Below are 21,194 nucleotides of genomic sequence, written 5' to 3' on the forward strand. Positions count from 1 at the left end.
CCCCTGTGCCTGATTGGCTGTCATCTGGATATCCGTTCTCTGTTTTGTCACTGCTTGTCGCCCGTGACGCGATCGATGGCGTTGCTCAGCCGTTCCCGCTCCCGGCTGATCCACTGACCCTCCGGGTAGTTCCGAAGAAACGCCTCGGCGAACTCCACGGGGTCGTCCCCGACGACCGCGCGGATCGGGGTTCCGTTCGCCGCGCTCTGTTCGAAGAGATCGGCGAGATCCTCCAGCATCGCCAGCAGGCTGTCCGCCTTGCCCGGCCCGAAGAACATCATGTATCGCTGCAGCGCCTCGATCGCCGTGTGATAGTCGGCGGGAAGCTGCTCCGAGCGCGCCTTGTACTGCCGGTAGCGCCTCTTGTCCTCGAGCGGACCTGTGACCATCTCCAGGTACTGCCGGTAGCGACTCTTCTGCTCGTTCGACTCTGTGGCCATGTCTAATTGCCTCCTTCGCGGAGCTGTTCGAGCCGTTCAGTGAGGAAGCTCCAGGTCCTCCAGAACTCTTCGAGGTGCTCTCGTCCCTGAGCGTTCAGGGAATACACCTTGCGCGGCGGCCCCTTCTCGGACGGGATCTTCTCCACGTCGACGAGGCCGCGCTGCTCGATCCTGACGAGCAGCGCGTAGACGGTGCCCTCCGCGATGTCGGAGAAGCCCTGATCCCGCAGCCACGCCGTGATCTCGTAGCCGTACGCGGGCCGGCCGGACAGGATCGCGAGGACGATGCCCTCCAGCGTTCCCTTGAGCATCTCCGTCACCTGCTTGCCCATGACCCCCCCTTCAGCTACTCGGTAATACTGACTACTGGTACATAGTAACGCTGAATAGTGACGCCGCAAGCCCCCCGTGGCGGTGAAAAGTGTCGGCTCTTGCCACGCGATGGCCTGAATCGTCGATGACACCCACCGTCGCCGACCGCTCTGATGCCGGGCCGTCGCCGTCCTGACGCGGCCGCTGACACGACACCGCACGGTCGACGGCGAGCGCGAGCCGAACGGGAAACGGGAAGCTGATTTCCCAGCTCAGATCGTGCTCGGCGGCTGGTGCCACGCTGGTTGGCGGCGCCCTCAATCGGGTGGGTGGATACCGCCTGGTGGCTCCCATTCGACGAGCTCGATCACCACACCGTTGGGGTCGGTGAGGCGTAGCACCCACTCGCCCCCAAGGTCCTGGTGGAGCGGGACGCCGATGTCGGCCCCTTCGTTTCGCAGCCGCTCGTACTCGGCGGCGATGCCCGTGATCGCGAACGACACGATCACACCCGCCGGCCGGAGGCCGGGCCGGTCCGTCTCGGGGTCGTGCCGCACCAGGACGAGGTCGACGGCCGCGTCGTCACGGCCCAGTGCGACGAAGTCCGCATTGATCAGGATCTCGCGGAACCCGAGATGGGAGGTGAAGAACTTGCTGGAGGCCTCGGGGTCGGCGACCGTCAGGGACACCGCGGACGAAATGACGTTCATGGCCGTGCCGTGGGGTCAGAAATCGACATGTTCGGCTCCTCCCAAATTGCGCGATCTTTGGATGGATCAAGCATCGCGTCGGGAAGATCAAGGAACAACGGCGACTATCGCAACGGTCGTTAACCCCACAGTTGATGGTCTCAGTCGGGCAGCGGTCCCAGGTCACGCACGACCCGGGCGAAAGCCCGGATGAGGTCGTTCTCTGCTTCGCTGCGCCACACCAGCCCGTACTCCAGCGCACCCATGTCCGTGACGGGCAGGTAGACGATGTCGGGGCGGGAGTAGTACCGGCTCCCGTGGACCGGGAAAAGGGAGACCGTGTCCCCCAAGGCCGTGTACATGAAGATGTCCTGGATGCTGCCCACGGGGTCCGCGCGGTCGATCGGCCGGCCCTTCGGGGTGAGCTCGGGAACGTAGCGGTCGAACCAGTAATCGGGTACGGGCTTCACGGCCACGTGCAGATAGTCGCCGACCGCCTCCAGGGATGCCGAAGATCACTTGGCGAGGGGGGCATCGGCAGCCACGGCCAGCACTCTCGGCTCGGCGAAGAGCAGGGGACCCACGGTCAGGTCGGGCTCCTCCACGGGTAGCCAGGTGACCAGGATGTCGGCCTCCCCGTTGCGCAACTGCGCGAACGGATCCGCATAACCCGACATCCGCAGGCGGAGCTCCCACTGCGGGTGGCGGGTGCGGAAGGTCTCCCAGTACCGGCGCAGTTCCGGCTCAGCGGTCCGGCCGAAGTGCAGCTCCTCGGCCAGGGTCAGAAAGATCTCGATGTCCCGTAGCTCCACGCGGATACCGTCCTCCGCCCTCCGTCGAGATCGTTCACGGGGGCGCAAGTATGACATATCGGGCTATTGGAGGAGTTATCGCGCCTCGCGGGAACGGCCATGCCGTCTGCGGAGCGGCGGGACCGTCCCGCGACAGGTCATGAATCTTGGAAGTTTGTTGCGAAGATTGGTTTGTAATGCAAACCTAATGCCCATGGCAGACGAATCGGCTCTATCCGCGGACATCGCCCGGCAGGTCTTCTCGACCACGGAGCACCTCACCCGACGTGTGCGCCAGGCACAGCGCGGCACCTGGTTCCCGCTCGCGCTGCTCGGCCTGGTGGTCGTCGCAGCCGCGCCCTTCTACCGCTTGGGACGGCACGCCGTGACGTGCGACCCGGCCCTGGGCGCCCGCGGCGGCGTGGAGATCATTTACAGGGGCACCTGCGTCCAGGTCGTCGGCTGGCCGGCCGGCGTCTACTGGATCTCCGCCTTCGTCCTGGCATACGCGGCGATCGCCGCCTTCTATGTCCACCGGGCCCGTAGTCGTGGGGTGGGCGCCCGCATCCTGCCGTATGTCGGCGCCGGAGTCGCGGTCGGGCTGGTCTTCGGCGTCCTGTCGGGATGGGCGCAGCAACTGAATCTGGCGGGCATGTCACCGTCCGGCCCCGTCGCCGTCGGCCTGGTGCCGCTGATCTCCATCAGCCTGGCCCTGTTCGTCCTGGCCCGCGTGGAACGCAGCTGGGCCGTGCTCAGCTTCGCCGTCGGCTATCTGGTGGTGACGCTCCTGGCCTGTGGCATCGGCACGCGCAACCTGGGCCTGCACATCGACACGAGCGTCTCACCGACGTGGAGCTTCCTCCCCGCCCTGGCGGTCACCGGCGGTGTGCTCCTCCTGGGCGGAGCGGGCTTCGCACTCGCCGAACGGCGCCACGCATGACCCACCCCGCGAACGGGCTCGACGACGTCGTTCACCAGCGCGTACGGCTGGGCATCCTGACCATCGCCCACGAAGCACGGCGAGTGGAGTTCGGCTTCCTGCGTACGACGCTGGACCTGACGGTCGGCAACCTCTCCCAGCACCTGACCGTCCTGGAGAAGGCCGACCTGATCAAAATCGAGAAGGGCTACGAGGGCAAACGCGGCCGTACGTGGATTCACCTCACGGCGGCCGGCAAGAAAGCCCTGCGCGACGAGATCTCCCGGCTGAAAGAGCTCATCCGACAGGTCGAGGAGACTCAGGAGGAGGACCTGACCTGAGGCCAGGGCTTGCGGGCCGATGGAATTTCCGTGTGCGTCGGGCTGACCGCACCGAGATAATGACCGAATGCCGAGCCGACTCGCCGTCATCGCGATCGATGCCGTCGACCCCGACCTGGTCGCCGACTTCTGGTGTGCCGTACTCGGCTGGACCATCCTCGTGCGAGAACCCGGCGGCATCACCATCGGCGACAACGAACGGTCATGGCCGATGATCGACATCTTCGCCGTGCCCGAGGGCAAGACAATCAAGAACCGCTTGCACTTCGACCTGCGTGCTGACGGGCTGTCGACGTCCGATGAACTTGACCGCCTGCTGGCGCTGGGAGCGCGACACGTGGACGTCGGGCAGTCGTCCGACGTGAGCTGGGTGGTGCTGGCCGACCCGGAGGGCAACGAATTCTGCCTACTGTCCCGGTCGGTCCAGCAGCTGACCGAACCGGGGTAGGGGGCACGGTTTCGCCAGGAGGGCGGTCGGCATGAACCGGCCGCTCCTCTGCCTTACGCGTAGATCGGCCCATTTCGGTGCACATCAGGCGGCGCCTTCGGCTTGCCAGATCCTGCTGTGCAGGTCGCTGCCCCGGATGACCTGGACGCGCCACGGTGTCAGTCGTAGCACGTGCAGCTCGGGGTCTTCGGGGCTCTTCCAGAAGTTCCCCAGGTCGTAACCAGCCCCGTGTGGGCTGCCTTGCCGGTAAAGAGTCCACACCCGGCGCTTGATCTCCGCGTCGTCGATCCATTCGGCCACGGTGTCCACGTTCACGGCGTTCTGGCGAGGCGTCCAGTATGAGAAGGTGACGTGCGGGTTCTTCGCGAGATGCGCCGCCTTGACCGGAGTCCTGTAGGTGGCAAGCCAGCCGGCCGGGCGGCCGTCGACCACCTCCCAGATCGGGATCAGCACACGCGCCCGTGGACGGCCCTTGGCATCCACGGTGGTCATGGTGGCGTAGACGATGTCGCCGATGTAGGCGTTGAACTGGTCCTCGACGAGGGTGAACGACGTCACCTTGGTGTCCATGCGATCCTCCGATCGTGGTCAGGCCGAGGCCCTGGCAGGCGCTAGGGCGGTGTCCGGGGTGTCGGTGCGGGCGCGGATGCCGAAGGCCGTGATCACCACGGCGATGACTGCGGCGGCTGCGGGCACTGTCAGGGCGGTTCGGATGGCGTCGAGCTCCGCTTCGGGGGTCGTGGCGTCGCCGAGCGTCGCGATGTTCACGGCGGTCACCGCTGACAGACCCAGCGCGGTGCCGAACTGCATCGCGGTGTAGAGCAGGCCGCCGGCCAGGCCGTGCTGGTGTTCGTCGATGCCTTCGGTGGCGGCCATGGTCAGCGGACCATAGGTCAGGGAGAACGCCAGGCCGAGCAGGACCATGGTCGGGAGCATGGCGGCGTAGGCCCAGTCCAGCCCGATCGGCAGGAACAGCACGTAGGCCACGACTGCCAGGACCAGCCCACCGAACAGCACGCGGATGTTGCCGAACCTGCTCACCAGGCGCGGCGTCACAGTCGGGGCCAGGACGGTGTCAATGCCGATCACCAGCATGGCCAGGCCGGTTTGCAGGGTGCTCCAGCCGCGCAGTTCCTGGAGGTAGAGGGTCACCAGGAATTGGAAGCCGGCGAACGAGGCGAGAAACAGCAGCGCCCCCAGGTTGGCTCGGACGAGCGGGCCCGAGCGCAGGATCCTCGGGCTCACCAGGGGGTTGGCCGCCCGCCGTTCGATCATGATGAAGGCCGTCAGCAGTACCAGTCCCGCAGAGAATGCCGCGATCGTGATCCAGGTGTCGTTCCTGGGGTCCTCCAGCCGGACCACTCCGTACACCAGCAGCACCATCGTGCCGGTGATGCTGAACGCCCCGGCCAGGTCGAAGCCGCCTCGCGAACGCTCTGGTGTGCCGTAATCCTTGAGGAGGGGAATCGCCGCCAGCAAGATCATCGCTGACAGTGCCACCGGGGCGAAGAATACCCACCTCCAGCCGATCGAGGTCAGCAGACCGCCGGCGACGAGGCCGAGGCAGAACCCGCCCGAGGCTGTTCCGGCGTACACCCCAAGTGCCTTGGTGCGCTGCGGGCCCTCCGGGAAGTTGCCGGTGACCAGCGCCAGCCCGGCGGGCGCCATGAACGCGGCGGCGACGCCGGTGACGAATCGAGCGACCAGGAGCACCCAGCCTTCGGTGGCCAAGCCGCCCAGACCCGAGAAGATCAGGAAGACGGTCAGCCAGGTCAGGAACATGCGGCGGCGGCCCAGCAGATCGGCGGTGCGGCCGCCCAGCAGCATGAACCCGCCGTAGCCGAGCACGTAGGCGCTGACCACGCCGCTGAGCATCCCTGTGGACAAGCCCAGATCCGCTCGGATCACCGGCAATGCCACGTTCAGCATCGCCACGTCGATCCCTTCCAGGAAGATCGCTCCGCCTAGTACGAACAGCACGCTCCAGGCGCGTACGTCCATGCGGTCGTTCGGTGGGGACATGGTCCATTCCTCTCGCGGAACGGGACCGACTCGCGGTTACTTACACGGCTGCCGGTTCCCACTTGTAACTAGCAGCATGGTTGGTCACTATTGATGACCATGGAAGACGGCACTTCGAAGTCCGTCGGTTACTGCGGGGATACCGGCGGCGACTACGACGTTCTGCAATGGGACACCCGGGAGGACTGCGAGGTCCGGCAGATTCTCGATCGTGTCGCCGACAAGTGGTCGCTGCTGGTCATCGCTCTACTCGATCGGCGCACCCTGCGCTTCACCGAACTACGCAACATGATCGACGGGATAAGCCAGCGAATGCTCACCCGGACCCTGCGCCACCTGGAGCGCGACGGTCTGGTGAGCCGCACCGTGCATCCGACGGTGCCGCCGCGCGTGGACTACGAGCTCACCCCCATGGGCGCGACCTTGCATGAGACCATCCGCGCGCTGGTCACCTGGACCGAAGAGCACCAGAACCAGATCGCCGCCGCCCGCGCGGCCTACGACGTCCGCGTGGCGGCCGAACACCAGGCGGCGGAGCGGGAAGCCGCCGAACGTAAGGCCATCGCCCGAAACGTCCTGGCGGATAGACGCTGACCACAAAAGCTCATGAGCGGGTTTCGGCACCGGAAGGGCGATTGCGCACTCGGGGCATCGCCGCACGATCATGAAACACGAGGAGCGTTCGCCCTACTGACCGCCCATGACCTCGGGCAGGACGGTGCTCTACGGTGCCCAGCGTGTGGCTGCGGTGGTGGACGTTTCCGTCAGCGCTGCAGTCATCCACGCCGTCATCCACGCCGCCGAAACGGACTTTCGCGGACAGTGCTGGATGATGCATCAGCGAACGAGCAGTACCAATGCGATGAAGGCTGCGAGCACGAGGACCGTGGCCGCAGCGATTGGGCCACGAGCGCTGGCTCCGATGACGACGCGGCCCTGCGTGATTTCCTGATTCAACGCACGGTAACGGACGGTGGCGTAGCCAAAGCCGGCGATTGCCGCGCCTACGAGCACGCCGCCTGCGGCAAATGCGTAGACCTCGTTGTGTGAGCCGAACTTCGCCGCTCCCAGACCGAAGGCCATCATGGCCAAGCTCGTCCGCAGCCAGGCGAGGTAAGTGCGCTCATTGGCCAGGTGCTCGCGAACCCGGAGATCGCCGGCTGGGATGGACGACTCGTTCACCGATCAGGCACTCCCCGTCCGACCGATTGGGCCCTCTTTGCGACCCGTTCAGGGCAAGCCGTAATTCGCAATGGCACGATGATACAAGAGGTTATGCCAGGTGGGGGCCTCGGGAAGAGGCTCAAGCCAGTCGTGGGAGGCGATGAACCTTGAGTGGTCCCCGACGTGGAAGCGAGCCTGATCATCCCTCGCCTGACGGGGTCGGAGAGCGAAATGTCGTCAAGCCGACTCCCCCCGAGCTCATGGAGGACACCGGGACCGGTCTGGACTACGGGATTCGGCCGGACCGCACGCCTGGCTACATCACCCCGATCGACCGCTTCTTCCTTCGCAGCCACGCACCGACCCCCCATCTGGACGCGGCGAGATGGTCGCTCCGGATCGAAGGAAGTGGGGTACGCGAGCCGATCACCTATACCTACGCCGATTTGTGGGATCACTTTCCGCTGATCTCAATGGTCCGAACGATCGAGTGCGCCGGTAACCGCCGTGTGCTGTTCGGCGAGGAGTACGGGCGCAAGTTCGAGGGAACCCAGTGGGGCCGCGGCGCGATCAGCACTGCCGAATGGACCGGCGTCCGTATGCGCGACCTGCTCGAACCGGCGGGGATCACCCCAAGAGCCCGCGAGGTCATGCCGGAAGCGCTCGACGAGATCCAGGCCCGCCGGCCCATGCCGCTGGCCAAGGCGCTGGCCGACGACACCCTGCTCGCGCTGGCCATGAACGGCGAGACGCTGCCGCTCGATCATGGGTACCCGGCTCGGGTCGTGGTGTCCGGATGGCTCGGTGCCGCCAGCATCAAGTGGGTGGGCCGGATCGAAGTCTCCGAACATCCGCTGCACGTTCCGTGGAACACCGAAGACTACGTACTGATCGGTCCGGACTACCCTCCGCAGGCACCCTCACTCGGTATGCCGATCACCGGCATACCGGTGGCGAGCCTGGTGGAACTGTCCTGGCCGGCACAGCTGCGGCCGGTACCGCAAGTCATCCGGGGGCGTGCGTTCGCGGGAGAGAATCAGGTCACGGCGGTCGAATACCGCATCGACGAGGGTTCCTGGCAGGAGGCGTTCCTGGCTCCGCCGGAGATAGCGGGCGCGTGGGTTCGCTGGCAGTTCAGCTGGGATCCCGAACCCGGCGATCACACCATCCGGGTACGCGCCACCGACGACCAGGGCCATACCCAGCCCGACACCGTCCCATGGAATGACCTGGGCTACTGCTACCACGCGGTGCTGTCCCACCCCATCCGAGTCGAATCCACGACCTGAGGCCTATCAGGGCTCGGAGAACAGGCGGGCGAACTCATGACCGAAATCATCGCAGGGGTGGAGGTTCCCGAGACGGCGGCGGTCGCCGAGGCCACCCGCCACATCCGGGGGATGACCAGCCCCCTCATCTTCCATCACTCCCGGCGCGTCTTCTTCTTCGCCGCGCTTCACGCTCGCGAGGTCGGTCTGCGGCCGGACCCGGAGCTGCTCTACCTGTCCGCCATTTTCCACGATCTCGGCCTGCTGACGCCCTTCTCCGACGTGGAGCAGCGCTTCGAGCTCGATGGCGCCGACCACGCACGCAAGTTCCTGCTCAACCGCGGTTTTCCGACCACGGCCGCCGACGTGGTCTGGGAAGCTGTCGCGCTGCACAGCACGCCGGGGATTCCCGACCGGATGGGGCCGGAGATCGCCGCCACGCACCGCGGCGTGCTGACCGACGTGCAGGGTGTGGGCTTGGACAAGCTGGATCGTGGCCTGGTGGACGAGATCACCGCTGTTCATCCGCACGGCGACTTCAAGAACGGGTTCCTGCAAGCCCTTCTCGAGGGAACCAGAGACCGCCCGGACACCACCTACGGCACCATTAGTGCGGACGTATTGGTGCACTTCATTCCCGGTTTCCGTCACGTCGGCATGGTCGAGCGCGTCATGGGTTCGCCCTGGCCGAGCTGATCGGAACATCGAAGTGATCAAAGGGCATCCCGATCAACCCCGCCAAAGACTGCGGCAGGACCCTCCGCTCAGGCGGATCTAGATCGGCAATCACCAGCACAGGCGACCGAATCGGTCCGGCGCGTCAGTCCGAGGCGACGCTGCGCCGGGCGTAGGCACGAGCGGCGCGGGCGCGGTCGCCGCAGCGGGTGGAGCACCAGTGGCGCCGGCCGTGGGTACGCATGAGGAACCGGTCGCAGGGGGCGGAGCCACAGGCGGCGAGGATGCCGGCGTCGGGACCGGTGAGCAGGTCGGCGGCGTCGGCGGCGAGGGTCGCCAGTGCGTGGTTGACGGCCCGGTCGGTGGGGTGTGCCTGGATGCGGCGCAGTCCCTGGGCCCCGTCCCAGGCGAGGAGGGGTGCGGTGGGTACAGCCGTGAGTGCCTCGTTCACCGCGCGCAGGGAGTCTTCGGGCGGGGTGGTGCTGTCGACGCGGGCGGCGAACAGGGCGCGTACGTGTGCGCGAAGCGCCCGCATCCGCTGTGCACACACCTCGTACAGCTGCACGTCCGGGGTGGTCAGGTCGTGGGCGGCGAGCCAGTGCATGGCGGATCCGGGGGTGGCGAGCAGGTCGTAGCTCTGGCCGGCGGGCAGGGTCGCGACGGTATCGGCGAAGTCCAGGGAGCGGTACTGGTCGGCACCTGGAGCTGGGGGCAGAGCGGTCTGCGCTGTGTCGGTGGCCAGGGTGTCGTCCATGCCTCTCATGGTAGCGATTGCATTTTTCCGTGATGTCCGCCTAGTCTGATGTCACGTTAAACAGAGATTTTTTCCGTGAGAAATGAGGGAGACGTGATGTCCCAGCTCAATGCCGATCAGTTCCCGGTCCGCACGTACGGCGGCCCGACCGCCTTGTTCGAGTACGGCGGCCTGCGGTTTTTGACCGACCCGACGTTCGACGGCCCCGGCGACTACGGGCGGCCCGGCCGCCCGGTCCTGACCAAGACCGCCCCCTCCACCGGCACCCCCGCCGATCTCGGCCCCATCGACGTGGTCCTGCTCTCCCACGACGAGCACGCCGACAATCTCGACACCTCCGGCCGTGCCCTGCTCGCCGACGTCCCCCTCACCCTGACCACCCCCAGCGGCGGCGAGCGCCTCGGGCAGAAGGTCAAGGGTCTGGCCGACTGGGAGACGGTCGAGTTGGAGCGCCCGGGCGGCGGCACTATCACCGTCACCGGTGTTCCCGCCATCCACGGCCCCGGCCCGCGCGAGGAGGTTGAGCCCTTCACCGGCCAGGTCGTCGGCTTCGTCCTGACGGGAGAGGGCCTGCCGACGGTCTACGTCAGCGGCGACAACGCCTCCCTCGACGCCGTCAAGGAGATCGCCGAGCGCTTCGCCCCGGTGGACACCGCCATCCTGTTCGCCGGCGCACCTCGTTTTCCCATGCTTTTCGACGGCAACCTGATCGTCCTGGACAGCGCGCAGGCCGCCGAGGCCGCCCGGATCCTCGACGCCCGCCGTGTCGTCCCGGCCCACCACGACAGCTGGGCCCACTTCACCGAGGGCCGCGAGGACCTGGAGGCCGCCTTCACCGCCGCGGGCCTGGCCGACCGCCTGGACCAGAACTGGACGCAGCGCTCCTCAGCCTGAACCGCCGCCCAGAACCGAGACATCATGTCGGGGTGGGGGCCCGAAACACGCCGGGCCTCCAGGCCCGGCCACAGCACCCTCTACCTGCGGTAACTGCTCGGTTGTCGGTACGCCGGTGGATACTGCCCGGCATGGCGAGCTTCAAGGACCAGGACCTGACTGATGCCGAGTTCCGCGAGTGTGACTTGACCCGCGCTCGTCTGATCGGGGTGGTGATGCAGGACGCTGTGATCGACGGGCTGGTCACCAATCTGGTGGTCAACGGAGTCGAGGTGACGTCGTACGTCGAAGCCGAGCTTGACCGCCGGTATCCGGTGCGGCTGCTGCTCCGCTCAGCCGATCCGGCGGACCTGCTGCAGGCTGTCCGGCAGCTGCGGGCCGGCTGGGCGGAGACGATCGAGCGGCTGCGAGCGATGCCCAGGGGTTCGGAGCAGCAGCGCGTCGGCGGCGAATGGTCGGCGGTAGAGACCCAGCGCCATCTGGTGTTCGTGCACGACTCGTGGTTCCGCCGCTGCTGTCTGGGATCGACCGAGCCGTTCACCGCGATCGGGCTGGCGTCCGAGTTCGTCCCTGACCAGGAGGAGCAGGGCCTGGACCGAGCGGCGGCCCCCAGTCTCGACGAGGTGCTGGCCGCGCGAGACGTGCAAGGCGCTGAGCTAGAGCGTTGGCTGTCGACGGTGACGGCCGATCAGCTCTCGGCGCCCGCGCCAGTTCCGGCGGGCCCGGGTTGGCCGCCGTACGCCAGGGGAAAGTCGGTGCTGGAGTGCGTTCAGGTGGTACTGGACGAGGAGTGGGCGCACCACGGTTTCTGCGTTCGTGACCTCGATCTACTCGGATCATGACCCTCGCCACGAGGTTGCGTGCGACTAGCAGGGATTCACTCTCATGCCGCGATCCGCGGGTTACGCAGCGTCACGCCGAGCTGCCCCGGTCGCCGTCCGGACGTGCCGAGATGAGTGCGGCGCGCGGGCTGTTGCACCGGGGCCGGCCGCCGCTGCGCGCGGGGTTTCGATCGGGATCCGTGGGCGCTACCGCAGTTGGTCGCGGCGGCGGGTCAGGTAGGCGGTCTCGGCGGTGTTGCCTGCCAGTTCGATGGCCTTGTCGTAGGCCGCGCGTGACTGCTGGCTTTGGCCCAGCCTGCGCAGCAGGTCGGCGCGGGTGGCGTGGTAGGCGTGATAGCCGGCCAGCTTGTCCTGGAGACGGTCGACTGCTGCCAGTGCCACCTGCGGGCCGTCGAGTTCGGCGACCGCGATGGCCCGGTTGAGGGCGATGATCGGCGAGGGGTCGACGCGGACGAGTTGGTCGTAGAGGGCGAGGACCTGCGACCAGTCGGTGTCGCGGGTGTCGCGGGCGGAGGTGTGCACGGCGTTGATCGCGGCGAGGATCTGGTAGCGGCCCGGAGCCACCCCGGCGGCGGCAGCGGCCAGGCGCTCGCGCACCAGCCGGTGCCCCTCGGCGATCAGCGCCGCGTCCCAGGCCCCCCGGTCCTGCTCGACGAGCGTGACCAGTTCGCCGCCGGCCGAGACACGGGCGGTGCGGCGGGCCTCGGTGAGCAGCATCAGCGCCAGCAGCCCGGCCACCTCGCCGTCGTCCGGTAGGAGGGCACGGATCAGGCGGGTGAGCCGGATCGCCTCGGCGGTCAGGTCGGGCCGTAGGGGATCGGTGTCGGGGCCGGTCGCCAGGTAGCCCTCGTTGAACACCAGGTACAGGACGGCGAGCACGCCGGAAACTCGCGTCGGCAGATCTTCGGCGGACGGCACGCGGTAGGGGATGCGAGCCGCCTTGATCTTGGCCTTCGCGCGGGTGATCCGCCGCTCCAAGGCGGTCTCCCGCACCAGGAAGGCGCGGGCGATCTCGGGCACGGTCAGACCGCCGACCATGCGCAGCGTCAGCGCCACGCGGGTCTCCATCGCCAGCGCCGGGTGACAGCAGGTGAAGATCAGCCGGAGCCGGTCGTCGTCGATGGCGCCGAGAGGCTCGGGCGGTACGCCGTCGTACACCATCTGAGCCTCCTTGTGCTTGTCGTCGCGCTTGTTCTCGCGCCGGATCCGGTCGATGGCCTTGCGGTTGGCCGTGGTGGTCAGCCAGGCGCCGGGGTTGGGCGGTACGCCGTCCGCCGGCCACCGCTCGACGGCGGTCGCGAACGCCTCGGCCGCTGCCTCCTCGGCGATGTCGAGGTCACCGAAACGCCTGGTCAGGGCAGCGACCACCCGTGCCCACTCCTCGTGGTGGGCGCGGGTGATCGCCTCCTCGACGTCGCTCACTGGAACGGCCGCACCTCGATCTTCCGATCGCAGACCTTCGACGCCTCGGCGGCGAGCTTGAGCGCCACATCCAGATCGGGGGCCTCCCACACCCAGACGCCGGCGAGGTACTCCTTCGACTCCAGGAAAGGCCCGTCGCTGAACACCGCCTGCTCGCCCCGGTTGTCGATGACCGTGGCCGCGTCGGTGTCCGCGAGTCCGCCCGCGAAAACCCAATAGCCCTCGGCGATCAGTCGTTCGTTGAACGCGCTGATGGCAGGCTGCCTGTCCGTGCTGCCGGGATTGCTCTTGTCATCGATCACGGAAACCAGGTACTGCATCTGAAGATCATCTCCTGTGGTGTCAAGACAGCGTGGTTCGGTGGTCAGGGACTTCAAGCCGTCGGCGCATACTGCGGGCGCCCGGCCGGCCGGTAGACCTGGATCGTCACGCCCTTGGAGTCGACGCGCGACTCGACCAGGTCGAGCGCAAGATCCGGGCCCGCGTCGGGGAACAACCGCGCGCCCTGGCCGACGACCACCGGGACGGTGATCAGAGTCATCTCGTCGACCAGTTCGTTGTCCAGCAGCCACCGGGTCAGGATGCCACTGCCGTGCGCCTGCAGCTCACCCCCCGGCCGGGCCTTCAGTTCTCGGACGGCAGCCGCGACGTCTCCGGACAGGACGGTCGTGTCCGACCACGCAGGATCGGTGAGCGCGGTCGACGCCACGTACTTGGGCCGTGTGTTCAACGCCTCCACGACGCCCTCCCAGCCAGGGGCATCCTGGACCGTCAAGGTCCCCCATGAGCTGGCGAACAGCTCGTAGGTCCGCCGGCCGAACAGGAACGCGTCGGCGCGCTGGTAGGTCTGGTTGATGAACGCGTGGGTCTCGTTGTCACCCTTCCCCCGGGCCCATCCGCCGCGCTCGAATCCGTTCCTGCGGTCCTCGTCCGACGCGCCTCCGTTTCCCTGCATCACTCCATCGATGGTGACCTGAGTCACGGTCGCCAGCTTCATGATCGCGGTTCCTCTGCCTTGGCGCCGCCCCTTGTGGGCGGCCTCACCCCTGCTACGAACACCACCGCCCCGATCCGACACCTCCTCCCGGATTTCTTTAAAGAACCTTCCGGGACGCCGGTCGTCAGCGATCCAGCAACGCGACGGGTTCGGGGCGACCGCGCTCCCCCCTATGCCGACTCTCCATCGGGACGGGTCTGTGGCCGGCGATTAGTTTGGGATGCTGCACCGGTCTACCCACCGATACCGCCTGACTCGAAGGGATCACTGCGATGGCAAAGGTCATCTCCACGCTGTTCATCTCGGCCGACGGTGTGGCCGAGATCAACCCCGATTGGCACTTCCCCTATTTCGACGAGAACATGGGCCGCGCCGTCGGCGAGGACTATGACACCGCTGACGTGCTGCTCATCGGCAGGGAGACCTACGACAGCTTCGCCGGAGCCTGGCCCGACCGCGAGGCGGCCGGTGGGGACGACGCACCGTTCGCCAAGCAACTCGGGGACGTGCGCAAGGTGGTCGTCTCGCGCCAGCCGCTGGAGTTCTCCTGGCGCAATTCCGAGCTGATCAAAGGCGATCTCCTCGATGCCGTCACCTCGCTCAAGGCCGATGCCGGCATCAGAGGCATCCTCATCCCCGGCTCGATCTCCGTGGTGCAGCAGTTGCTCGCCGCGGGGCTGGTCGATGAGCTGCGCCTGCTGGTGCACCCGGTGGCGGCGCGTAAGGGCCGCAGGCTGTTCGACGACGGCGAAGCGCCGTACCACCTGAGAATGACGGCGACGGAGGCGTTTCCGACGGGCGTGATCCGCGTGATCTACTCGCCGACCGAGGCACCCACCAAGGTCGGCTACGACGAGGTCAAGGACCAGGTGCCCGGCGGGAAGTAGTGGCCTGTCGCACCCCCCGACCCCGCGCGCCCACCCCCAGTCGCTCGAGCCGGAACCCGTCGAGGTCGACGACGACCTGCCGCCACGTGAGGCGCACCACATGGCCGGCTCGACGGCCGCCAACCTGCCCCCACCGCCCAGGCACGGCCGGTGGACGCTCCGCGCACGCCGTCGCCAGCATCCCCGCCGACCGCGTCGGCCTGCAAGAACAAGCTCGGGAGCTTCTATCTAGGGATAGAGACGGACCCTCTGAGTCGGCCGGCTTGACAACGGTATTGCGGTGACCGTTTCAAAGAAATTCAGGGTAGGCCGACGAACAATCCGACTGGCTAGGGGAAGGCCGTCAACGACACCCAAGGTAACTTCGTATTGAATCCGCGCATCATCAAATAAGCGCGACGGTCCAGACCCCATGCTCGATGTCATGGTCTTCGGAGACAAGCTGAAGACCGTATGCATGGGAGTGCTTGGACGGGTGCGTTAGGGCACTGCGGGTGTCACTCAGTTGGACACTCAGACCGGGGGACCTGCGGCGGTCAGGCCACCGAGTACGCGCGGTTCACGATCGTCTTCGAGCTATTGCCCGCCGCGTCCGTGACCTTCACGTTCAGCGAGATCGTTCCGGAGGCCGGGTTGGGGACGGCCGTCGCCCATTCGGAGTTCGTGTGGGTGACATGGAGGGCGTGCCAGGTCTTGCCGTCGCTGGTGGAGTACCAGGCCTGGACGGTCTTCGCGGTGTCCGAGTGGAAGGGTGTGCCGTTGTGAGGGTCGACACGGTCCAGGACGAGGCGGACTGGGGTGCTGCTGCGCGGCTTGGCGCGGTTGGATTGGTTGAGGCCGCTCGGGACGAAGCGTGTGAGGAAGACGGGGGCGATCTGCGGGCGAGCCGGGTCGGCGTAGAAGTGGAAGGTTGCCCTTGCAGAGGGGGAGAGCATGCCCACGGGGAACGCGACGCCGGGGTGGTAGCGGATGGCGGAGACGTCCAGCGTGTACCACCCGCGAACACTCGCGTTCGCTTCGAAGAGGTGCGAGACGTGCGTCCAGACCTCCCGCGTTTGCTTCGCGACCACCACGCTGCCACGACTGAGGGTCGAGGTCACCTTGAGGCGGTTCTCGAACCCCGTTGCGGACGGGTCCTGGAACATGTCGGCGGTGTTGAAGTAGATCTCACCGAACCGGACGTAGGGAAGGCTGTGGGCAGGTCCCCATGCCGCCCGGTAGAAGATCTGGGAGTACGACTTCCCGGCGGCGAGATCGCGCACGCTGTCGTAGCTCCCCATGAAGCCGTCCGCGGCGAATTCGGCCGATCGGATGTCCCACTTGCCCGCCGCGAGGTGGGCGGTGAAGCTGTACGGTCCCGGAGCCGCCATGACATTGATTCCGAGACCAGACTGGCAGGGCGAACCCTGCGGAACGAAAGAGAGATCCTCTTCCGTTCCGCCGTTCGGGCCGCGATCAGACTGGACATGGACGGTGGCCATGGACGCGGCGTGGAAGGTGCCATGTGGGTTGGCGGGCACAGCTGTGGTGCCGCCACCGGCCTCGTAGGCGCCGTCCGCGCTGGACCACCGCGAAAGATAGGCGAACCGCAGGAGCGATGACGCGTTCGGGATCACGTAGACCTTGCCCGCTGGACCGCCCGCTTCCAAGGGGGCGGGCTGGTTGCCCGCGCATATCCCGGCGACGAGTTCCTGCTCGTAGGCGTTGGCGGTGTCCAGCGACACTTTCAGCAGCGTGCCCCGCCTAGCGTCGAGCGTGACCTTGGTGGTGCCGGAGACCGTCACGACGGCGGCTCCGATGGTGTCGATGTCGGTATTCCAGTCGCGGATGTCGGCGACGACCACGTATTGCCCCGGAGCCACCGTGACGGGACGGCCGCTTTGCTGCACACCCAGATAAGGCTTGCCCGTCTTGGCGTTGAGGATCTGCACCGCGGCCCCGACCTTCGGGGCGCCGTCTCTGCCGATCGTGGTGACCGTCAGCGAAGGGCTCGCCGCTGTGGCGGGCAGCACGGAACCGGAGACCAGGAATGGAGCCACCACGGCGGCAGTCGCCACCACTGCTCGTAGATGACGGCGCACGACGTATCTCCCGGGGAAACCAGAACACGCAGGGACAACTGACGAAAAAGCGGTTGATCCTAACATCGAGCGCCTGGACTCCGGATACGGCGGCACCGCCCACTGGAGGTACGGACCTTGCAGGCGTCGGAACGCACGAACGAACGGTGTGTTAACCCTCGCCACCAGTCTCGGCTTGCGAGGCTGACCCGGGCCTTTGCCGTTGGAACGAGTGAGGGGAATCGAACCCGCGCTGTCAGCTTGGGGTGGTGGTCTTCGATCAGGAGCGGCAATCCTGGCGACCTGTGACCGAAGCCGGTTGGGAACACGAACAGGTCGCCATTTACGTGTGGCGTTCCGTCCGGCAGTCGGGCGACACCAAGACCAGCAAGTCCCGGCGTTCGCTGCACATCCCTATGCGGTGCGTGCTGGCCCTGAAGTTGCTCATCGACCCGGGGCGATGGACGCCAAGACAGCTGCGGCACAGCTTCGTGTCGTTGCTATCCGCGCGGCTATCCAGTGGCAAGCCGAGGACCGTTCGGAAGGAGATCCGGGTCTTCCGCTCAATCAGCGTCGGAAGCGGGCAGCGTTTCGGCGAGCCCCACGGCCATCGCGCGGAGCAGGAGCTTGAGGCGGGGTTCGAAGTCGAGCGCGATGTGCCCCCAGGTGGGAACCTGCTCGTACAGTTTGGCCAGGGTTGGCGTGGGATGGGAGACCTGCCAGAACCCGCTGGCGAGCGGAAGCGTGGCGGCGATCATCGACTGCAACTGGCTCGCCGACATCGTGCTCACACGCTTCAGCATGTCGATGATCTCGTCGTGCGCCACGAACGCGTTCGTCTTATAGCGGCGGGCCCGCTCGATGTCGACGTCGCCTTCCAAGTCCATCGGGACGTGTGCGAGGAGATCGCAGAAGACCGGTAGCGACGCGATCGTCTCCGTGAGCACGTCAGCGACGTCGACCGGCTGCAGGCGGACCGGCCCGGCCACTCGGGCGCCGATCGTGTCGCGCCAGTGGCCCCAGCCGCGCTCGGCGAGCTCCAGCAGGAGCTCTTCCTTGCTCGCGTAGTAACGCCGCACGCCAGTGCGGTGGAGGCCGGCGCGCTCGGTCACCGCCGCGACGGTCACGAACCGAACGCCGCCGAGCTCAAGCGCGAGCGCCTCTGCGGCAGCGAGCAGGTCCTCCGAACGCTGCGCCTTGTCCTCGGCCGATCTCGCTCTCTCCCGCATCCCACAAGATTAACGCACGCAATGATGCGCTACGCATGGTACTGTCACGCGTAACGCATCATGTAGTGCGCTAACGTGAGGAGAGTCGGACATGAAGGCTGTGCAAGCCACCCGCTTCGGAGAACCGGCCGTTCTTGAGGTCATCGAGCTGCCCGATCCAGCGCCGGGGCCGGGCGAAATCGCCATCGACGTCACCCATGCCGTTGTCGGGCTCATCGACCTCTTCTTCCGCGAAGGTCGCTTCAAGGACCGGCCCGGGATGCCGCAGCCGCCGTTCATCCCGGGTCTCGAGGTCGCCGGAACGGTGCGGGCGCTCGGTGATGGAGTGCGCGGGTTCGAGATCGGCGAGAAGGTCGTTTCGATGTCCAACGGCGGCGTCGGCGGTTACGCATCGGTCTTCATCGCGCAAGCACCTCACGCGGTGTCCCTTGAGGGCCACGACATCGACCCCGCTCTCGCGGTCTCTGTCGTGCCAAATGCCGCGATGGCGCACGTCGCGCTGACGCGCGTCGCCCATCTGGTCGAGGGCGAGAGCGTGCTGATCCACGGAGCGCTCGGCGGATTCTCCGCGGCGTTCCCCGGGATGGCGAAGCAGTTGGGCGCCGGCCGGGTCGTCGGCACGGTTCGCGCGAGCAAGCTCCACGCCGCCGCTACCACGAAGCTCCCGTACGACAAGATCGTCGACTCGGCGGAGCTCCCAGCTGCGCTCGGCGAGGAACGCTTCGACATCGTCATCGACCCTGTCGGCGGAGAGGTGCGCAGCCAGAGCCTCGATCTGATGCGCCCCGGCGGTCGGCTCATCGCCTCCGGCAATGCCAGCGGGGACTGGGGTCACTCGGTCGAGACCAATCGGCTCTGGTTCGGAAGCGTCGCGGTCATGGGCTTCAACGCCGGCGCCTACCTGCCCACACACCCGGACACCGTGCGGCCCGCCCTCGAAGCAGCCGTCCAGGCTGTCGCCGCCGGACTCGGCCAGACCGAGGTTGACGTGCTCTCGTTCAGCGAGGCTGTAACCGCTCACCAACGGATGGCAAGCCGGTCACTCAACGGGCGCATCGTCCTAACCCCCGGCGAACCGGCGTAAGCGACACCGTTGGTGACGTCCCCAGGCGCGGGCGACGCTCAAGGCCGCCACGGAGCACCGACTGTACGCGCTGTACGTCCTGGCGCTCTGCCTTGGCCTGCGGCGCGGAGAGCTATTCGGCCTCCGCTGGGAGGACGTCGACCTCGACGGCGAGAAGCTCGGCTGAACATCGGGACGGGGGAAACAAAAGCGCTCGGGGCTGTCGGCTCCGAGCGTTCATTGTTGCGCGAGCTGGGCCCTCACCCGTTCTGAGAGAAGGGGCAGATAGTCGTATCCGACTTCGTCCAGCTGCATGCGCACCCACTGGGCTGCCTGGCTGTCAGTTGAGTCGTCATACGCCAGCCCTCGAAGGTGGAACCTCAGACTCTCCACCGCTCGCCGCTCTCGCTCCTGATTACTGCTCCATCTGAAATCGCCCGGAAGGTTGTGACAGATGTCCGCGATCATCCTGATGCGTTCGAGGTGGCTGAGCGGGCTACTCGGCTCTTCCCCTTGCATCTCCCGGCGCATGAGGTACGTGGTGAAACGTATCTCGATGAACCCCATGCCCATCAGATGGCGTACTGCGTCCTGAGCCGACACACCCGCCTTCCGAGATCGTAAGAGCCGCCAGCCCATGACTTACTCCTCTGATCAAAGGCGCGCTGTCGTCAGCGTTGTCGTCAAACCCAATCAAAAACGCCCCGGCCGTGATCTTCCGTTCTAGCGGTCGTCGCAACGCCCCAGCTCGGGGAGTGCGATGGACTTCGAGATCCGCAAGATCCGGACCCCGCAAGGGCGGAAGAAGCTGACTGCAGAGCGGGAGGAATACTTCCGCCTCATGGATCAAGGCTTCAGCAGCCTGGAGGCGTGTCGGATCGTTGGGATCAACTCCCGCACCGGGAAACGGTGGCGCAATGGCTGGAACCCATCAGGCACGAGGAGGGGGCACCGCCCATCACGCGGGTGGTGACCCCTTCTGGGCCGTCCCGGTTTCTGCGCGAAGACGAGCGGATCCACATCGCTGATCGTCTGCGGGAGACGGTATCGATCCGCGAAATCGCACGTGAGCTGGGCCGTGCCCCATCCACGGTCAGCCGGGAGGTGCGCCGCAACCGGCACCCCACCAACGGGCAGTACCGGCCGCATGCGGCTCAGGCCCGCGCCGACTCCCGCCGGCCACGGCCCAAACCGAGGAAGATCGGCCAGAACCCCGAGCTGCGGGCATACATTCAGGACCACCTGCATAAACGCTGGAGTCCCGAGCAGATCTGCCAGAGCCTGCGCAGGAGCTTTCCTGACCGGCCGGAGATGCACGTGTGCCACGAGACGATCTACCAGGCGCTCTACGTTCAGGGCCGCGGAGAGCTGCGCCGCGAACTGGCCCGAGCCCTGCGCACCGGCCGTGCGATGCGCAAGCCTCGCCGCCTGGCTCAGCAGCGTCAACCTCGCTACAGCGCACCCATGGTGATGATCAGCGAGCGGCCCCCCGAGGTCGAGGACCGGGCCGTGCCTGGACATTGGGAGGGCGACCTGATCATCGGCAAAAATCACGCGTCGGCCATCGGCACCCTGGTCGAGCGCACCACCCGCTACGTGATGCTCGTCCACCTGCCCATCGACCGCAGCGCCGAGCGAATGCGCGACGCCCTGATCACGACCATGCAGACGCTCCCGGCCCACCTCAAGCGCTCCCTGACCTGGGACCAGGGCAGCGAGATGGGCCGCCACCACGAGTTCACCATGGCCGCTGACATGCCCGTCTACTTCTGCGACCCGGCCAGCCCGTGGCAGCGCGGCTCGAATGAGAACACCAACGGCCTACTCCGCCAGTACTTCCCCAAAGGCATCGACCTGTCGGTCCACACCCGCGAACACCTCGACACCGTCGCCGCTGAACTCAACGCCAGACCAAGAAAGACGCTCGACTGGGATACCCCAGCCGAGCGTCTCGCTATGCTCCTCGCCACCAGCAAC

At 66.8% G+C, this 21,194-nt stretch carries 25 protein-coding genes and 2 pseudogenes; 12 read left to right on the plus strand and 15 right to left on the minus strand.

The window, feature by feature from the left end:
* Positions 1–47: 47 nt before the first annotated feature.
* The 5 genes from Psi02_RS38890 to Psi02_RS40550 form a co-directional block, all read right to left on the minus strand.
* Positions 48–440, minus strand: a complete 393-nt coding sequence (locus tag Psi02_RS38890; protein WP_203980935.1) for a DUF1048 domain-containing protein — start codon at positions 438–440, stop codon at positions 48–50.
* Between the two features lie 2 nt (positions 441–442).
* A complete protein-coding gene (locus Psi02_RS38895) occupies positions 443–772 on the minus strand; it encodes a PadR family transcriptional regulator (RefSeq protein ID WP_203980936.1) in 330 nt (109 codons plus the stop codon).
* Between the two features lie 297 nt (positions 773–1,069).
* Complete coding sequence (locus Psi02_RS38900; RefSeq protein ID WP_203980937.1) at positions 1,070–1,462, minus strand: VOC family protein; 393 nt, start codon at positions 1,460–1,462, stop codon at positions 1,070–1,072.
* A gap of 140 nt (positions 1,463–1,602) precedes the next feature.
* Positions 1,603–1,917 carry a type 2 periplasmic-binding domain-containing protein gene (locus Psi02_RS40545; protein ID WP_239095527.1) on the minus strand — a complete coding sequence of 105 codons (315 nt, stop codon included), beginning with the start codon at positions 1,915–1,917 and terminating at the stop codon, positions 1,603–1,605.
* A gap of 39 nt (positions 1,918–1,956) precedes the next feature.
* Positions 1,957–2,253: a LysR substrate-binding domain-containing protein gene (locus Psi02_RS40550; protein ID WP_239095528.1), complete on the minus strand. Its 297-nt coding sequence runs from the start codon at positions 2,251–2,253 to the stop codon at positions 1,957–1,959.
* 193 nt (positions 2,254–2,446) lie between these two features.
* On the opposite strand from Psi02_RS40550, the gene Psi02_RS38910 reads away from it, so the two are divergent.
* From Psi02_RS38910 to Psi02_RS38920, 3 genes are all read left to right on the plus strand, one after another.
* Entirely contained in the window at positions 2,447–3,172 is a 726-nt protein-coding gene (locus Psi02_RS38910; protein ID WP_203980938.1) for a hypothetical protein, read from the plus strand.
* Complete coding sequence (locus Psi02_RS38915; RefSeq protein ID WP_203980939.1) at positions 3,169–3,492, plus strand: transcriptional regulator; 324 nt, start codon at positions 3,169–3,171, stop codon at positions 3,490–3,492. The genes Psi02_RS38910 and Psi02_RS38915 overlap by 4 nt, the downstream gene beginning before the upstream one ends.
* A 67-nt stretch (positions 3,493–3,559) precedes the next feature.
* Positions 3,560–3,940: a VOC family protein gene (locus Psi02_RS38920; RefSeq protein WP_203980940.1), complete on the plus strand. Its 381-nt coding sequence runs from the start codon at positions 3,560–3,562 to the stop codon at positions 3,938–3,940.
* A gap of 84 nt (positions 3,941–4,024) precedes the next feature.
* Here the strand turns inward: Psi02_RS38920 and Psi02_RS38925 are convergent, their stop codons facing one another.
* Both Psi02_RS38925 and Psi02_RS38930 read right to left on the minus strand, forming a co-directional pair.
* Positions 4,025–4,510, minus strand: a complete 486-nt coding sequence (locus tag Psi02_RS38925) for a pyridoxamine 5'-phosphate oxidase family protein (protein WP_203980941.1) — start codon at positions 4,508–4,510, stop codon at positions 4,025–4,027.
* Positions 4,511–4,528: 18 nt separating this feature from the next.
* Positions 4,529–5,962, minus strand: coding sequence for an MFS transporter (locus Psi02_RS38930; RefSeq protein WP_203980942.1), 1,434 nt, complete (start codon positions 5,960–5,962; stop codon positions 4,529–4,531).
* Positions 5,963–6,055: 93 nt separating this feature from the next.
* Between Psi02_RS38930 and Psi02_RS38935 the strand changes: the two genes are divergently transcribed.
* On the plus strand, positions 6,056–6,556 hold the full coding sequence (locus tag Psi02_RS38935) for a winged helix-turn-helix transcriptional regulator (RefSeq protein WP_308442309.1): 501 nt from the start codon (positions 6,056–6,058) through the stop codon (positions 6,554–6,556).
* A 243-nt stretch (positions 6,557–6,799) separates the two neighbouring features.
* Here Psi02_RS38935 and Psi02_RS38940 read toward each other — a convergent pair whose 3' ends face one another.
* Positions 6,800–7,144, minus strand: coding sequence for a YidH family protein (locus Psi02_RS38940; RefSeq protein WP_203980943.1), 345 nt, complete (start codon positions 7,142–7,144; stop codon positions 6,800–6,802).
* Between the two features lie 242 nt (positions 7,145–7,386).
* On the opposite strand from Psi02_RS38940, the gene Psi02_RS38945 reads away from it, so the two are divergent.
* Together Psi02_RS38945 and Psi02_RS38950 are read left to right on the plus strand one after the other, a co-directional pair.
* Positions 7,387–8,415: a sulfite oxidase gene (locus Psi02_RS38945; protein ID WP_203980944.1), complete on the plus strand. Its 1,029-nt coding sequence runs from the start codon at positions 7,387–7,389 to the stop codon at positions 8,413–8,415.
* Between the two features lie 36 nt (positions 8,416–8,451).
* The gene (locus Psi02_RS38950) at positions 8,452–9,090 is read left to right on the plus strand and encodes an HD domain-containing protein (RefSeq protein WP_203980945.1); all 639 of its coding nucleotides are present in this window, start codon (positions 8,452–8,454) and stop codon (positions 9,088–9,090) included.
* A gap of 124 nt (positions 9,091–9,214) precedes the next feature.
* On the opposite strand, the gene Psi02_RS38955 is transcribed toward Psi02_RS38950, so the two are convergent.
* The gene (locus Psi02_RS38955) at positions 9,215–9,823 is read right to left on the minus strand and encodes an ABATE domain-containing protein (protein WP_203980946.1); all 609 of its coding nucleotides are present in this window, start codon (positions 9,821–9,823) and stop codon (positions 9,215–9,217) included.
* Positions 9,824–9,919: 96 nt separating this feature from the next.
* On the opposite strand from Psi02_RS38955, the gene Psi02_RS38960 reads away from it, so the two are divergent.
* Entirely contained in the window at positions 9,920–10,717 is a 798-nt protein-coding gene (locus Psi02_RS38960) for an MBL fold metallo-hydrolase (protein WP_203980947.1), read from the plus strand.
* 131 nt (positions 10,718–10,848) lie between these two features.
* Positions 10,849–11,559: a DinB family protein gene (locus Psi02_RS38965; protein ID WP_074311022.1), complete on the plus strand. Its 711-nt coding sequence runs from the start codon at positions 10,849–10,851 to the stop codon at positions 11,557–11,559.
* Positions 11,560–11,745: 186 nt separating this feature from the next.
* Here Psi02_RS38965 and Psi02_RS38970 read toward each other — a convergent pair whose 3' ends face one another.
* The 3 genes from Psi02_RS38970 to Psi02_RS38980 are packed head-to-tail and all read right to left on the minus strand — an operon-like array spanning position 11,746 to position 13,978.
* A complete protein-coding gene (locus Psi02_RS38970; protein WP_203980948.1) occupies positions 11,746–12,981 on the minus strand; it encodes an RNA polymerase sigma factor in 1,236 nt (411 codons plus the stop codon).
* Positions 12,978–13,301, minus strand: a complete 324-nt coding sequence (locus Psi02_RS38975) for a YciI family protein (protein ID WP_203980949.1) — start codon at positions 13,299–13,301, stop codon at positions 12,978–12,980. The genes Psi02_RS38970 and Psi02_RS38975 overlap by 4 nt, the downstream gene beginning before the upstream one ends.
* Before the next feature lie 53 nt (positions 13,302–13,354).
* Positions 13,355–13,978: a dihydrofolate reductase family protein gene (locus Psi02_RS38980; RefSeq protein WP_203980950.1), complete on the minus strand. Its 624-nt coding sequence runs from the start codon at positions 13,976–13,978 to the stop codon at positions 13,355–13,357.
* A 272-nt stretch (positions 13,979–14,250) separates the two neighbouring features.
* Here Psi02_RS38980 and Psi02_RS38985 point away from each other — a divergent pair, with 272 nt between their 5' ends.
* Positions 14,251–14,865 carry a dihydrofolate reductase family protein gene (locus Psi02_RS38985; protein ID WP_203886291.1) on the plus strand — a complete coding sequence of 205 codons (615 nt, stop codon included), beginning with the start codon at positions 14,251–14,253 and terminating at the stop codon, positions 14,863–14,865.
* Between the two features lie 536 nt (positions 14,866–15,401).
* On the opposite strand, the gene Psi02_RS38990 is transcribed toward Psi02_RS38985, so the two are convergent.
* A complete protein-coding gene (locus Psi02_RS38990; protein ID WP_203980951.1) occupies positions 15,402–16,922 on the minus strand; it encodes a hypothetical protein in 1,521 nt (506 codons plus the stop codon).
* 566 nt (positions 16,923–17,488) lie between these two features.
* Complete coding sequence (locus tag Psi02_RS38995) at positions 17,489–18,154, minus strand: TetR family transcriptional regulator (RefSeq protein WP_203980952.1); 666 nt, start codon at positions 18,152–18,154, stop codon at positions 17,489–17,491.
* A gap of 91 nt (positions 18,155–18,245) precedes the next feature.
* On the opposite strand from Psi02_RS38995, the gene Psi02_RS39000 reads away from it, so the two are divergent.
* Both Psi02_RS39000 and Psi02_RS41375 read left to right on the plus strand, forming a co-directional pair.
* Positions 18,246–19,238, plus strand: coding sequence for a quinone oxidoreductase family protein (locus Psi02_RS39000; RefSeq protein WP_203980953.1), 993 nt, complete (start codon positions 18,246–18,248; stop codon positions 19,236–19,238).
* 22 nt (positions 19,239–19,260) lie between these two features.
* Positions 19,261–19,386 (plus strand): annotated as a pseudogene (locus Psi02_RS41375) (site-specific integrase); the annotation flags it as partial.
* Positions 19,387–19,454: 68 nt separating this feature from the next.
* On the opposite strand, the gene Psi02_RS39005 reads toward Psi02_RS41375, so the two are convergent.
* Positions 19,455–19,856 carry a hypothetical protein gene (locus tag Psi02_RS39005; protein ID WP_203980954.1) on the minus strand — a complete coding sequence of 134 codons (402 nt, stop codon included), beginning with the start codon at positions 19,854–19,856 and terminating at the stop codon, positions 19,455–19,457.
* 121 nt (positions 19,857–19,977) lie between these two features.
* Here Psi02_RS39005 and Psi02_RS39010 point away from each other — a divergent pair.
* Positions 19,978–21,194: pseudogene (locus Psi02_RS39010) on the plus strand (IS30 family transposase); the annotation flags it as partial.

This window comes from Planotetraspora silvatica, from assembly GCF_016863315.1.
GTDB lineage: Bacteria > Actinomycetota > Actinomycetes > Streptosporangiales > Streptosporangiaceae > Planotetraspora > Planotetraspora silvatica.

Coding starts and splice junctions, on each gene's coding strand:
- Psi02_RS38975 (WP_203980949.1), bottom strand. CDS start 13,301: ATGCAGTACCTGGTTTCCGTGATCGATGACAAGAGCAATCCCGGCAGC.
- Psi02_RS38890 (WP_203980935.1), bottom strand. CDS start 440: ATGGCCACAGAGTCGAACGAGCAGAAGAGTCGCTACCGGCAGTACCTG.
- Psi02_RS38945 (WP_203980944.1), top strand. CDS start 7,387: ATGGAGGACACCGGGACCGGTCTGGACTACGGGATTCGGCCGGACCGC.
- Psi02_RS38915 (WP_203980939.1), top strand. CDS start 3,169: ATGACCCACCCCGCGAACGGGCTCGACGACGTCGTTCACCAGCGCGTA.
- Psi02_RS38955 (WP_203980946.1), bottom strand. CDS start 9,823: ATGGACGACACCCTGGCCACCGACACAGCGCAGACCGCTCTGCCCCCA.
- Psi02_RS38960 (WP_203980947.1), top strand. CDS start 9,920: ATGTCCCAGCTCAATGCCGATCAGTTCCCGGTCCGCACGTACGGCGGC.
- Psi02_RS38920 (WP_203980940.1), top strand. CDS start 3,560: ATGCCGAGCCGACTCGCCGTCATCGCGATCGATGCCGTCGACCCCGAC.
- Psi02_RS38935 (WP_308442309.1), top strand. CDS start 6,056: ATGACCATGGAAGACGGCACTTCGAAGTCCGTCGGTTACTGCGGGGAT.
- Psi02_RS38910 (WP_203980938.1), top strand. CDS start 2,447: ATGGCAGACGAATCGGCTCTATCCGCGGACATCGCCCGGCAGGTCTTC.
- Psi02_RS38900 (WP_203980937.1), bottom strand. CDS start 1,462: ATGAACGTCATTTCGTCCGCGGTGTCCCTGACGGTCGCCGACCCCGAG.
- Psi02_RS38985 (WP_203886291.1), top strand. CDS start 14,251: ATGGCAAAGGTCATCTCCACGCTGTTCATCTCGGCCGACGGTGTGGCC.
- Psi02_RS38980 (WP_203980950.1), bottom strand. CDS start 13,978: ATGAAGCTGGCGACCGTGACTCAGGTCACCATCGATGGAGTGATGCAG.
- Psi02_RS38895 (WP_203980936.1), bottom strand. CDS start 772: ATGGGCAAGCAGGTGACGGAGATGCTCAAGGGAACGCTGGAGGGCATC.
- Psi02_RS38965 (WP_074311022.1), top strand. CDS start 10,849: ATGGCGAGCTTCAAGGACCAGGACCTGACTGATGCCGAGTTCCGCGAG.
- Psi02_RS38925 (WP_203980941.1), bottom strand. CDS start 4,510: ATGGACACCAAGGTGACGTCGTTCACCCTCGTCGAGGACCAGTTCAAC.
- Psi02_RS38930 (WP_203980942.1), bottom strand. CDS start 5,962: ATGTCCCCACCGAACGACCGCATGGACGTACGCGCCTGGAGCGTGCTG.
- Psi02_RS39005 (WP_203980954.1), bottom strand. CDS start 19,856: ATGGGCTGGCGGCTCTTACGATCTCGGAAGGCGGGTGTGTCGGCTCAG.
- Psi02_RS38995 (WP_203980952.1), bottom strand. CDS start 18,154: ATGCGGGAGAGAGCGAGATCGGCCGAGGACAAGGCGCAGCGTTCGGAG.
- Psi02_RS38950 (WP_203980945.1), top strand. CDS start 8,452: ATGACCGAAATCATCGCAGGGGTGGAGGTTCCCGAGACGGCGGCGGTC.
- Psi02_RS39000 (WP_203980953.1), top strand. CDS start 18,246: ATGAAGGCTGTGCAAGCCACCCGCTTCGGAGAACCGGCCGTTCTTGAG.